This is a genomic window from Desulfospira joergensenii DSM 10085 (assembly GCF_000420085.1).
GTDB lineage: Bacteria > Desulfobacterota > Desulfobacteria > Desulfobacterales > Desulfobacteraceae > Desulfospira > Desulfospira joergensenii.
Genome location: NZ_ATUG01000001.1, coordinates 596,168 through 608,715 on the forward strand (window position 1 = coordinate 596,168; position 12,548 = coordinate 608,715).

The 12,548-nt window shown below is 50.1% G+C and carries 10 protein-coding genes; 3 read left to right on the forward strand and 7 right to left on the reverse strand.

The genetic code is table 11. From position 1 onward, the window contains the following. Positions 1-141: 141 nt before the first annotated feature. The 3 genes from F608_RS0102955 to F608_RS0102965 are packed head-to-tail and all read left to right on the forward strand — an operon-like array spanning position 142 to position 1,992. A complete protein-coding gene (locus F608_RS0102955; RefSeq protein ID WP_022664120.1) occupies positions 142-846 on the forward strand; it encodes an AzlC family ABC transporter permease in 705 nt (234 codons plus the stop codon). Beyond that, the gene (locus F608_RS0102960) at positions 839-1,144 is read left to right on the forward strand and encodes an AzlD domain-containing protein (protein WP_022664121.1); all 306 of its coding nucleotides are present in this window, start codon (positions 839-841) and stop codon (positions 1,142-1,144) included. Before F608_RS0102955 ends, F608_RS0102960 begins: the two co-directional genes overlap by 8 nt. A 2-nt stretch (positions 1,145-1,146) precedes the next feature. After that, positions 1,147-1,992: a TrmB family transcriptional regulator gene (locus F608_RS0102965; RefSeq protein ID WP_022664122.1), complete on the forward strand. Its 846-nt coding sequence runs from the start codon at positions 1,147-1,149 to the stop codon at positions 1,990-1,992. 94 nt (positions 1,993-2,086) lie between these two features. On the opposite strand, the gene F608_RS34335 is transcribed toward F608_RS0102965, so the two are convergent. From F608_RS34335 to F608_RS0103005, 7 genes are all read right to left on the reverse strand, one after another. Beyond that, positions 2,087-4,681: a PAS domain S-box protein gene (locus F608_RS34335; protein WP_161626810.1), complete on the reverse strand. Its 2,595-nt coding sequence runs from the start codon at positions 4,679-4,681 to the stop codon at positions 2,087-2,089. A gap of 230 nt (positions 4,682-4,911) precedes the next feature. Next, complete coding sequence (gene cphA, locus F608_RS30500) at positions 4,912-7,524, reverse strand: cyanophycin synthetase (RefSeq protein ID WP_022664124.1); 2,613 nt, start codon at positions 7,522-7,524, stop codon at positions 4,912-4,914. Beyond that, entirely contained in the window at positions 7,521-8,360 is an 840-nt protein-coding gene (locus F608_RS0102980) for a cyanophycinase (protein WP_022664125.1), read from the reverse strand. The genes cphA and F608_RS0102980 overlap by 4 nt, the downstream gene beginning before the upstream one ends. Further along, on the reverse strand, positions 8,360-9,163 hold the full coding sequence (locus F608_RS0102985) for an isoaspartyl peptidase/L-asparaginase (protein WP_022664126.1): 804 nt from the start codon (positions 9,161-9,163) through the stop codon (positions 8,360-8,362). The genes F608_RS0102980 and F608_RS0102985 overlap by 1 nt, the downstream gene beginning before the upstream one ends. A gap of 371 nt (positions 9,164-9,534) precedes the next feature. Continuing rightward, a complete protein-coding gene (locus F608_RS0102995; protein WP_022664128.1) occupies positions 9,535-10,827 on the reverse strand; it encodes a TRAP transporter large permease in 1,293 nt (430 codons plus the stop codon). 15 nt (positions 10,828-10,842) lie between these two features. Then, positions 10,843-11,325 carry a TRAP transporter small permease gene (locus tag F608_RS0103000; protein ID WP_022664129.1) on the reverse strand — a complete coding sequence of 161 codons (483 nt, stop codon included), beginning with the start codon at positions 11,323-11,325 and terminating at the stop codon, positions 10,843-10,845. A gap of 89 nt (positions 11,326-11,414) precedes the next feature. After that, entirely contained in the window at positions 11,415-12,437 is a 1,023-nt protein-coding gene (locus F608_RS0103005) for a TRAP transporter substrate-binding protein (protein ID WP_244154234.1), read from the reverse strand. Between the last annotated feature and the right edge of the window lie 111 nt (positions 12,438-12,548).

The window sequence follows — 12,548 nt, forward strand, 5'->3', positions numbered from 1 at the left end:
TGCCGGGGATTTCCGGCCAAACCTCTTGAACAGACAAAGATAAATTAATTTAAAATTTTCCCTTCCATTCAAAATCAGCTTGACAGATAAAAATATAGTAGTTACTACAATAGTCACTATTATAAGATCAAGGAAGGAAAGATGAAACAAAAAGAGTTCCGGAATTCGGTTCGGGCCGGCATCCCCATATTTATCGGATATTTTCCGGCGGCCGTGGCCTTTGGAATCCTGGCCGAAACATCCGGGATTTCCCTTTTAGAGGCTTTTTTATTTTCCGCAGTGGTCTTTGCCGGAGCCAGCCAGTTCATTGCCCTGAACCTCCTGGTCACGGGCATGGGCCCCCTGGGAATCATTCTGACCACCCTGCTGGTCAACTTTCGCCATTTTCTCATGAGCACCTACCTGACCACCCGGATCAAGGAGAAATCCATCAGGTACTATTTTCCCATGGCCTTCGGTGTTACCGACGAGGTCTTCTCGGTCCTCTCCTTTACCCGGGGTCCCCTGACCAAAGGCATTGTCATGACCCTGGAGTTCTGTGCCTATTCAGGCTGGATCTCGGGGACCCTGTCCGGATTCCTGCTGGGCGGATTCATGCCCGAAATCCTGACCCAGAGCATGGGGGTGGCCCTCTATGCCCTGCTTCTGGCCATCCTGATCCCGGAATTGAAATCCTCCTTTAATTCCCTGGGCCTTACCCTGGCCTCGGGACTGCTCAACTGGATTCTGGTGACGGCAGACGTCCTGCCCAAGGGCTGGAGCATCATCGTCTGCATCCTGGTGGTGGCTTCTGTGGGGGCCATGCTTCCACCGGTACCCATAAAAAAGGAGAAGGCCCATGGATAAGAGTCTGATTCCCTTGATCCTGGGCATGGCCGCCGTAACCTACGGCCCCAGGCTGGCCCCGTTTCTTTTCTTTCGAAACGCCCGGATCCCCGGCCGGGTGGATGCTTTTTTAAAGTCCATTCCCGTGGCCGCCATCGGTGCCCTGATCATCCCCGGCGCCCTCACCGCCACCCCGGACCTGCCTGCGGCCGCCGTACTCGGCATGGGATTTACCCTGGTATACGGCTTTTTCCGGGGCGGCATCATCGTTCCGGTGCTGGGGGCTGTAGCCGTGGCCTATCTGGCCTTGAGTGTTTAGCTGTGAATCCTTCCCTGAAAATTACAGAAGACATGATGGCCCTTGGTTTTTCCGCCTATGAGTGTAAGGCCTACCTGGCCCTGCTGGAAGAATTTCCCATGAACGGCTATGGACTGAGCAAGGCATCTGGCATTCCCAGATCCAGGATATACGAGGTCCTGAAAAACCTTATCAGCAAACAGATGGTCTTTGAGCAGGCCGAGGGCAAAACCAAGGTTTACATCCCCATGGAACCGGCCGTCTTCATCAAAAAACTGAAAAGCCGGTATGAGAGGATATTCAACGACCTGACCCAATATGCCGGCACCCTCTACCGGGAGCCCAAACAGGATGACAGGCTGGTGGTCATCCAGGGCCGGGACAATATCATCTCCTTTTTAAAAGTTCTTATCAAAGGGGCTGAAAATAGGGTGGCCCTGTCCATCTGGGATGAGGAGCTAAGTGCCCTGACCCGGGAATTGGACGCTGCCCTGGACCGGGGCGTCATGCTCAGGGGCATCTATTTCGGCCGGGAAAAAACCTACAAAGACCTGGTCCCCCACCGGAGGATAAAGCGGTACATGGCCGAAAAAAAAGAGCGGTACATGTCGGTGATCATCGACCATGCCCATGCGGTTTCCGGTATTGTTTCCCGGGGGGAGGCTTCCAAGGCGACCTGGACCCGGGACGAGGGATTCATTGAGGTAAGCGAGGATTATATTGCCCACGACCTGGTGGTCAACCTCTATTCCGCATCCCTGGACAAAGAGGCCTATGCCCGGTTCGAGGAATTTGCCGACAATGTCCACGACCAGTTCTTCCACTACTCAAAAACCGATCTGGACACCTATAAAGGGCTTCTGGAATAAATTCCGGTATTGCATCTGCCATAAAATATCATATGTTTCTCTTTCTTTTCGGAAACTCTCTTCTGCATTGATGTGAATCGAAAGAACCAAGATATTATTTCCGGCTTTTCTGCTCCACGGGCAAGCGGATAATAAAATTGGTTCCCTTACCGGGTTCAGAGACCACATCCATGGTTCCCCCGTGATTTTCCTTGATGATGAAATAGGACACCGACAATCCCAATCCGGTTCCCACGCCGGCCGGCTTTGTTGTGAAAAACGGATCAAATATTTTTTTCCGGGTCTTTGCATCCATTCCGGTCCCGTTATCCTCAACCTCAATCTGCAGCATGCCCAAGCCGGTTTTGTGGGATAACCTTAAAATGAACTTCGGCGGCGGCATTTCCTCTTTTTCCCCCCTAGCAAACATGGCATGGGCGCCGTTGTTCAGAATATTCAAAAGTACCTGCTGGATCTTGCTTCCCTCACAGGAGATCATGGGAAGATCCGGTTCATACTCTTTTTGGATGAGGATGGATTTAAAATCGTATTGTTTTTTTAAATCATAATCCGCGCTGGCCAGTTCCAGGATCTTGTCCATTAACTCTGTTGGATGATGACTGGAAAAAGAAGTATTTTCCTTTCTTGAAAAATCGAGCATATTTTTTACGATGGAAGCCATCCTGAAGCCGGAATCCTTTATCCCGTGAATAATGCGGGGGATACCCCTGAGGTTCATGAATTCGGCAATGGATTCCATTGAAGTTCCAACAGAGGCAGCCGCACTTTGATTGGCCGGGATGGTCATACCGGTTAACCGGGTCTCCAGCACATCTATATTCTGAAGAACGCCGGCCAGGGGATTGTTGATTTCATGGGCCATACCGGCGGCCAGACCGCCAACGGAGAGGATCTTTTCATTCTGGATCAGGACCTCTTCCATTCGGACTTTTTCAGTGATGTCATCGATCCGGATCACTGCACCGCCCATATTGCCGTCAACCAATGGAAAAATCGTTATATCCTGATACCGGGTTTCCTCCCCTTCTGTCCAGGTAACCTTCAGGTCCTTGACAAGTTTATGATCATTGACCGCACTTTTGACGGCGTTCTTCACACGCTCAAGATCACTTGAAAATCCCGGAAAATTTTCTTCAAAGGGTTTTCCCTCTGCCGATTCCCTGGATATCTTTGTCACAGACCGGGCTTTCCGGTTCCATTGGGTTACCCGCCCCTCCTTGTCCACTCCGATAAGAACCGAGGGCATGGAGTCGATAATCTTGGAAAGATAGTTTCGAAGATTCTGAATTTCCTCCTCTGCCTGCCTCCGCTCGGTAATATCCAGCAGTATCCCGTGGTAGTTACGAATACTTCCTGTTGGATCTCTTTTGATATACACCCTGTGATCGACCCATCGGATATCTCCGGACTTGGTAAGTACCCGGTAGGGGGTATGGGCAAAAGTCTCTCTCTTTTTTTCCCGGCTGAACCGGACAGTCTCCCTTTGAACCCTTTCCAAATCATCCGGAAAAACGATCCCGGCCTGCCTGATCGTATTGCCCCGCAATTCATCAGGAGAATAGCCAAATACATTTTCTATATTTTCGGTTACAAATTCAATGGGCCATCCGGATTGATTGCTCCAGATAAAGCCGACCAAAGGACTGTTGTTAATAATTGTATAGGCTTCATCCCGGTCTTTTCCCTTTTGATATAGATCCAGAACCATATCGTCAAAGGCCCGGGACAGGATCTCCAGTTCCCCGGGAAGCTCTCCAATGGATTCCGGGATACTTAAATCCCCCTTCTGAACCAGCCGGGTTCTTTCCAGCAAGCGGTTAACCGGGTTCAGGATAAATTTTCCGCCGAAAAACCAGGCAATGATAAAAGAGGAAAAGGCAACCACGCAGAGCATGGCGATATTGATCAGCAGCATCTGTTTTACACCGGAAAAAAGGGCCTGCTTGGAGATCCCGATCAGCAGGCAGATCTCATTGGTTTCCTGTCCGACGGAAAGGCGTTCAAACCAGTATATCCGGTCTTTCCCGTCTGCATCCCTCACCTCGAGTTTTCCCTTCCGGGTATCAGGAAGTTTAAACCCTCTGCATTGTTCCAGCTTTTCCCCCAGGCAGTCCTGATTGCCGGAGGCCTGATGGCTCAGGGATTTATAAAGAAGATTGCCCGTCCGATCCGTCACCAGGATCACAGAATCCCGGGGAAGGGGAACACTCTCAAAAACATTTCGATAGTACTCTAAATTAAAAGCCGCCCCAACGGCCGCAACAAGGGTTTTCCCGTCGGAACTCAATATGGGATATGCAAAGGGAAGGGAGGCTTTTTTCGAAGACCGGCTGATGAGAAAATTGTCAATGACAAATTCCCGGCTCTTGCTGATTCTCCTGAACCAGCTTCTGTCGGCCACGTTGATGGGTTTTTTCAGGGGGATGGCGCAACAATTGATCATCCCCTCGCCATTGGCAACCACAAGGGTGGAATACTGGGGGTTTTCCCTATGAATCGCCTGTAAAAATTCATTGCACTCGGAAAGTTCAAGGCCTTTGACGGACGGAACCTTGGACAGGATTCTCAAAAATTGGTTTGTCTGTTTGACGATTTTCAATTGTTCATCGTAAAAGAGTTTACGCAATTGCCCGACATTGTCTTCTGTATCCTGTATGGTATATTGATACTGTTTGAAGCCGGTATACAAAAGGATTCCGAGAACAGGAATGAAAATCAAAAAAATCAGAATCAATAATTGTGTTCGCAGTTCCAACCTGGAAAGAGAAAAAGACCTCATCCTCGCTCCTTTATCAATTGAATCTTACCCTAACATTTTATGCGGCAGGAAAATTTAATATAGAACCATACCATTTTCGCCGGTAAAAAAAAATACAATTCCAATGGCGTTGGAAGGTTCCTATCCGTTTGTCTGACAGGTTAAACGCGTGTTACAATTCTCCGAAATTTTTCAAGGATTTGACTCATAACAGGTTCAAGCTCATCGGGTTGAATGACCAAGAGATCCCCTGGTTGTGCCCTTGAGAAAATAGTATCCACAGCCGTATCCGGTTCCGGGACAATTTCAATATTCTCTTTTTTAAAACCACCTTGAATCAATCCCTTATAAACCAGGCCCGGAGTTTCTCCGACGGGTCTGTTTCGCGGGTCAAAATCCGTCAGCAGGATATAATCGTATACCAAGGCCAGGGCTTTTCCATACTCAATGATCTGTTCAGTGGTTCGGTTTCCGGTCCCATGGCACAGGGCGACCTTTCTTCCGGGCGAAAGCCTCGGCAATAACCGGGACATGGCACGGGCGGATTCCGGATTATGTCCGTAATCCAACAGGACTTTGAATTGCTGGAAATCGAATAAATTCATGCGGCCGGGGTTTTGATTCGGTGTGGGATAAAATGTCATAATTCCATTTCGAATCTGATCAATGGGAATGTTCACACCATGCAGAGCAGCGATTGCCGCAAGGGTGTTTGAGATATTAAAATCTATCATTCCGTCGAAGGTAATGGGTATTTCTTCAAGCGTACAGATGATTACATCCAATTCACTCTCTCTGAGAATGACGTTCCGGTCGACCAGCGTGACAGCAGTTCCACCATTTTCTATATGCGCTTTCATCTTTTGATTATTTTCGTCCAAAGAAAATAAAATAAGATTTCCACGGGCACGATTCAGAATCGTCATGGTCGTTTCGTCATCTGCGTTTAAAACAGAAACTCCTGTTTTTTTGACAACCTCTACCACAGTGGATTTTATCATGCACAGATCCTCCCGGGACTCTATCCAGTCACTGCCCAGGTGATCCTTTCCAATATTCAGCACAACCCCCACATCAACCTCGCTGACACCAAGGCCGCGCCTGGCGATTCCCCCACGGGCCACTTCCAGGACAATGTGGTCCACGGATGGCTCCCGGAGAACAATACCGGCACCCTCCGGGCCGCTGTAGTCTCCGGTTAAAATCGGCTTCCCGTCAATGACAACACCGGTGGTGCAGGTCAGGCCGACGATTTTCCCTGAATACTTGAGTGTATGGGCAATGAGTTTGCAGGTGGTTGTTTTCCCATTTGTCCCGGTCACGGCCAAAACGGGAATTTGATCATACCCCATGGGGAAGAGCATATCCACAACTGGTTTTGCAACATTCCGGGACTGCCCTTTTGTCGGCTCAAGATGCATGCGAAATCCAGGGGCGGCATTCAATTCAACCACCTTAAGGCCGGAGGTCTCAAGGGGCTGTGATATGTCTTTTGCCAGTACATCAACACCGACACAATCCAGTCCGATAATCCGGGCGGCCCGTTCCGCCATGAAGCGGATATCCGGGCTGACCTCATCGGTGACATCCGTAGCCGTCCCCCCCTGGCTGAGATTGGCCGTGGCTTTGAGATAGACCACCTCCTGGTTTCCCGGGACAGAATCTATTGAAAGACCTTTTAAAGCCAAAAGCCTTTGGGTCATGTCATCGACTTCGATCTGTGTAAGCACCTTTTCATGCCCAAACCCGCGAAGGGGATCGGAATTGACGGCTTGAATCAGATCATGGATGGTGGATCTCCCATCACCTGTGACATGGGCCGGTTCTCTTTTTGCCGCGGCAATAAAATCGCCGTTAATAACGAGAAGACGGAAATCGCCTCCTTTAACATACTCTTCGACAATAACATCGGGGTGGTAGGCAAACGCCGCATGAAACGCCATCTTCAATTGCTCAGGATCGGTCACATTAATCGTGGACCCGTTGCCATGGTTCCCCACATCCGGCTTGACAACAACGGCGGTGCCAAGTTTGTTAAAAACACGGAGTGCCTCTTCATGGGAAGATACCACCTGCCCCTCGGGAACCGGAATTCCGGCTCTTTTTAAATAGGTCTTCACCCGGGTCTTTTCGTCGGCGGTTTCCACGGCAATGGCCGATGTATGACAGGTGATGGAGGCTTGAATTTGTTTTTGATGCACGCCATGGCCCAATTGGATATGGCTGTCTTGGTTCAGCCGGATAAAGGGGATCCCTCTGGACTGGGCCTCTTTAACAATACTCCAGGTTGTGGGCCCCAGCATATGGGCTTCCCGCAGAACCTTGAGATCGGACACTGCCTGGTCGACATCAAAATCTTTTTCCCGGGCAACGGCTTCAAACAGAGATACTGCAACTTCGGCCGCCTTTAACCCCGCAGATTCCACAAAGTACCTAAAGACCACAAGATAAATCCCCTTTTGTGATGTATCCAGGGTCTTGCCGTATCCGACGTTCATCCCGGCCAAACATTGAAGCTCAATGGCAATATGTTCAATAATATGACCGGCCCAGGTTCCTCTTTCAAGGCGCTGGATGAAGCCCCCGGGTTTTCCAATGGAGCAGCCGTGTTCCTGCAGGCTGGGTATCAGTGTCAATAGGCGGTCTGAAAACCCGTCTATTTTATCCGATGGCAGATCCTCATAGGCGTCAATATCCAGGACCATAAATATGGCGGTATGCCGGGTGTGCCGGTTTGGGCCGCGCAATGCTCTTAATTCTTTAATTTCAATCATGAATTCTCCTTCATTGACAGCGACGCTGGCGTAAGAAACCGTCTTTTTCTAAAATTGTACCCATATCCATCCACCAGAGAATGAATTCGAACGTTTTCCACGGCAATGGGCCCCCCCGGTTTGATGTCCATGATGTTGGACATGCCGATACCGCATCCATCAACGATAATCACCTGCCCTGTACCCACGACCTCGGCAACCCCGTCTCCCTTGAGAATGACGCCGCAGTCTTCACCAATACCAACGCCGATACAGGTTGGATTAGAGGTGACGATCTGAATCAACCGCCCGATCCGCCCCCTGGCCATAAAATGGGTGTCAAAAATAATTTTATCCACAAACCCGAATCCGGATGTTGAAAGGACACTGCCCTTGAATAGGCCGTCTTCACTCTTGCCTTCATAAATCATGGTGTCGGAAAACACGGCAGCCCCGGCACTGGTACCTGCGATAAGTGCGCCGTTTTCAAGATGCGCCTGAATGGCGTCAAATATCCTTGTCCCTCCCATGATGGTGGTCAGCCGCAATTGGTCTCCACCCGTAAAAAAGATCAAATCAAGTTCTGCGATGGTTTTGGCTGATTTTCTGTCATTGGCCTGACCTCTTTCTTTGATGTTAAAGATGTCTACCCTGGATGCACCAAGTATCGTAAATACGCTGTGATAGTCTTTGCCGCGCTGTTCCGGATCTTCACTTGCCGTGGTGATGACGCCGACCTTGAATTTGGTTTTTCCGATTTCCTGGACAACCCGTTTAAGGACGATCAATTCATCTGCCTTGTCTTCATTGCCGCCAATGGCGATCAGTCGACCTGAGAATATTGGATTTAATACCATTATTGCTGACTCTCCGTAATATGTGACCATGCCATGCCGTTGCGGGCATTGGATGCAAATCCGTTCCGGGTTAAAATGATGAGTCCGATATCAACACTCGGGTCAAATAAAGTGATGGCCTTTTGTGCGGCTTCATCCGGGCTCATGCTGTTTTCCAGCCAGGTGTAAACCTCTTTTGCCAGAAGCTTAAGGGCGATGAATTCACCGTCCCCGGTGCAGGCAACCGCCCCTGACGTACCACAAAACAGACCGCATCCCGGCAGGGGTACATCCCCCACCCGCCCCATGGCTGATTTTTCAAGCCCGCCTGAACTTAAGGCCGCTGCAAAGGTGGTTCCGTCAAAGGCAACTGCACCCACGGTGTCGCATGATGTGCCGGGAGTCTTTGTCTGGCCTAAAGCCTTTAAGCCTGTCATTGGAATATTAAATTCTTCTGCAAAAATTCTGGCCCCGTCCCCCACCAGAAGGATATGGGGAGAATGACGCAATACCCCATGGGCTATAGCAATGGGGTTTTTAATATTTTCCACACAGGCAACCGCTCCGAATTCATTGCCACTGGTCATACAGGAGGCATCCAGTTGCATGGTACAACCGTCAATTCTTAGCTTTGAGCCTGAACCGGCATTAAACCGAGGGTCATCTTCTAAAACCTTCACAGCATCAACCACAGCAGTCAAAGCTGTTCCTCCATTCACCATCAGATCCATTCCTCTTCTGGCGGCAGATTTGGGTCCATCAAAATCTTTTGGATCCGAGCCTGCTCCCCCATGGGTTAAAACCGCGCGTTGAAAGTTTCGCACCGATTGTCTCCAATTTTATTTTATTTTTAACAAGTTACACACAGAACCGGGTTCTATGATAAGCTTATCCCTATGTGTATGCAAGGTATTTAAATCAAAGTTAGCCTAGTCACGAATTGCATTTTCTGGTCTAGGATGGATCGTACGATGTTCATCACCAGAGGCCACTGGGCACTGGCAAGAGCATGCTGTGGTTTTCAGAAAATTCAAACCACGGGCAGGCATCAGGAAAGCCTTGTCCTCTCAAATCAAAAAAATGAGGCCCGGGACAAAGGAAAACCCTCCGGATCCAGGATAATTCTTGTTTTGATTTTCCATGAACCGGTGGCTGCCCTCGCATATCCAGGTTTTAACTTTTTGCCTTGTTTGCTTCACCGATACCCGAAAATCTCCGGCAGGATCAGGACCACCCTCGGGCAATAGGTCAAAAAGAAGAGCACCCCGATCTGGATGGCGAGAAAGGGGATAACCGACCGGGACACAAAGATGATATCCCGCTTGGCCAGGGCTCCGGTGATGAAGAGGCTTACCCCCATGGGCGGGGTGCAGTAGCCGATGGCCAGGTTCACGGTCATGATCAGGCCGAAGTGCATGGGGTCCACGTTAAAGGGGCCGAGCAGGGGAAGGAATACCGGTCCCAGGATCAGGGTGGCTGAGATGATATCCATGAACATCCCGATGATCAGCAAGAGTATATTCATGGCCAGCAAAAAGACAACCGGGGAATGGATACTGGCCACCACCACCTCTGCCACCCGGTTGGGGATGTTTTCAAAGGTCAGGTACCGGCCGAAACAGGTGGCCGCCGCCACGATGAGAAGCAGGGTGGCCGAAGTCACGGCCGAGGAGACCGTGACTTCCTTGATGTCCTTGAAGGTCATGGATTTGTAGATGAAAAATTCCACGAAAAAAGCGTAGACCGATGCCACCACGGCTGCCTCGTTGGCCGTGAACACCCCTGAAAAGATCCCGCCAAAGATGATCACGATGAGCATCAGGGCCCAGAACCCCTCCTTGAATATCCGGAAAAGCTGGATAAAATGGGGGGCGGGCAGCCGCTTGATATCGGTCCGGTTCCGGTAGATCACAAAGGTATAGATGCAGACGCAGATGATGATCAGGATCCCCGGGATAAACCCGGTGATGAACAGGCCCTCCAGGGACTGGTTGGAGATCATGGAATAAAAGATCATGGCGATGCTGGGAGGAATGATGACGCCCAGGTTGGGGGAGGTGGTCATGAGCCCCAGGGTATAGCTCTCGTCATACCCGTTTTTGATCAGGGCCGGGATCATGAATCCCCCCAGGGCAACCACCGTGGCCACGGTGGAGCCGGATATGGCCCCGAAGAGTCCGCAACCGATAACCCCGGCCATGCCCAGGCCCCCGGGAAGCCAGGAAACCAGGGAGTTGGCCAGGTTGATCAGTTTTTCAACGGTCTTTCCCTTGCTCATGATATTGCCGCAGAGGATGAAAAAGAGAACCACCACCAGGGCGAATTTGTCCAGGCTCCGGAACAGACTCTGGACCAGCAGGGCCAGGGGCATATCCAGGAAAAAGACAAACCCCACGGTGGCCGTGAAAAAAAGGCACAGGAATACGGGAATATAGGTGGTCATAAGACCCAGGAGGATGCCCAGGATAATCAAGTCACTGCTCTGCATACAAAAAGTCCTTCTTTATCTGTTCCGAAAATCTTGAATCATGACCTGAACGGTTCTGATGAACACCATCACGCCCATGACGGGCATGATGGTATAGATGATGACAAGGGGAATCTGCATGATAATGGTCTTCTGCTGGGTCATGAGCTGGAGATGGGCCATCTTATAACCGTAAAAGACCATCATACCGGCAAAGACCAGCATGAGAATATTGGAGTAAAAGGTCAGACCCGGTTTCAGCCTGGGAAAAATCTGGACAACGGCGTCGATGCGAATCATGGATCTTTGCTTCACCGCCACGCTGGCCCCGATAAAGGTGGAATATATGATCACGATCCGCACCAGTTCCTCGCTCCAGGCAAGGGTATAATTAAATCCATACCGCAGAACCACATTGGCAAACAGGGATATCAGGGCTGCAATGACAATGATAAAAAGGGTCCACTCTTCAATATGGGTGACCATCCGGTCCAGTTTCCTCAAGATTTTCCCGAGCATAAATCAGATCCCGACTATAATTTTTACCCTCACAAAGCCGCCGGAACAGAAAATGGTTCCTGACGCCTCTGTGAGAGCTGTTATGGTTCTTATTTCAGATAGTCCTGAACTTCCTTGAGAAAATTCTCCGGATGATAGGTGTCTCCGGGATAGATCTTATTGATCTCAGGGGCATACTTGTCATAGGTTTTCTGGCTCTGGGCTTTCAGGGTGGACATATCCCCAGGGGAAAGCCGGAAGAATTCAACCCCGGCAGCCTTTGCCTTTTCAATGTTGGCCTCTTCCTCGGCCTTGGTTTTCAGACGGCTCTTGGCGCAGATATCGTGGACGCTTTCCACAAAGGCCTGGCGGATGTCCGCAGGAAGCCCGGCCAGCCATCCCTTGTTGAAAATCCAGATAAACAGGCCCTGGGCATAGTTGATCTGGGTGAAGTACTTGGCCACCTCAAATTTCTTGGTCACATTGCATACGGTGAGGGTATGGTCAAGGCCGGTAATGACCCCCTGTTTCAGGGCAACCGGGACATCGGGCCAGGGCATGGAAACCGGGTTGAATCCCCAGTTCCGATAGCTGAGCTGGTTAACCGCGGCTTCCGCGATCCTGAATTTGACCTTTTTGGCGTCTTCAATATTTCTGACGGGCACGGTGGTTGCCCAGCCGTAATTGCCGTATCCGGTGATATCGAGCCCGGTAATGCCCTGGTGGTCCATGGCCTTGAGAAAATGGTTGAACATTTTCTCATTTGAGATGAACTTTTCAAGCTTGTCAAAGGAGTTCACCAGGAAAGGCAGGTTGACAATGCCGAACCTGGGCCCCAGATTGGTGGATGCCACGGAGGAGACCCCCATACCCTGAACCGCTCCCATCTGGAGCATGTTGAGGACCTCGACCTCTCCCCCCAGCATGGAGTAAGGCTTAAAGTCGATATAGACCTGCCCCTTGGTTCTTTTCCAGACTTCATCACGCATTTCAAATCCGGCAAGCACCCCCACAAGACCCGGTGTGGAGACATTGGAAACAATACATTTGTACTTGGCGCCCTTGGGATCAAAATCCGGTTTCCATTTGTCCAGGGAGGGTTTTTTCTTTGCCAGACCAGGAGAAGCGAACATAAATGTACCGACCATTAAAACAAGTAAACATACCCATAATGTCCTAATTTTCATTCTTTAGTTCCTTTCCTTAAGAATTAATATGTGGCAGCCCGTGAAACCACAGCCCCC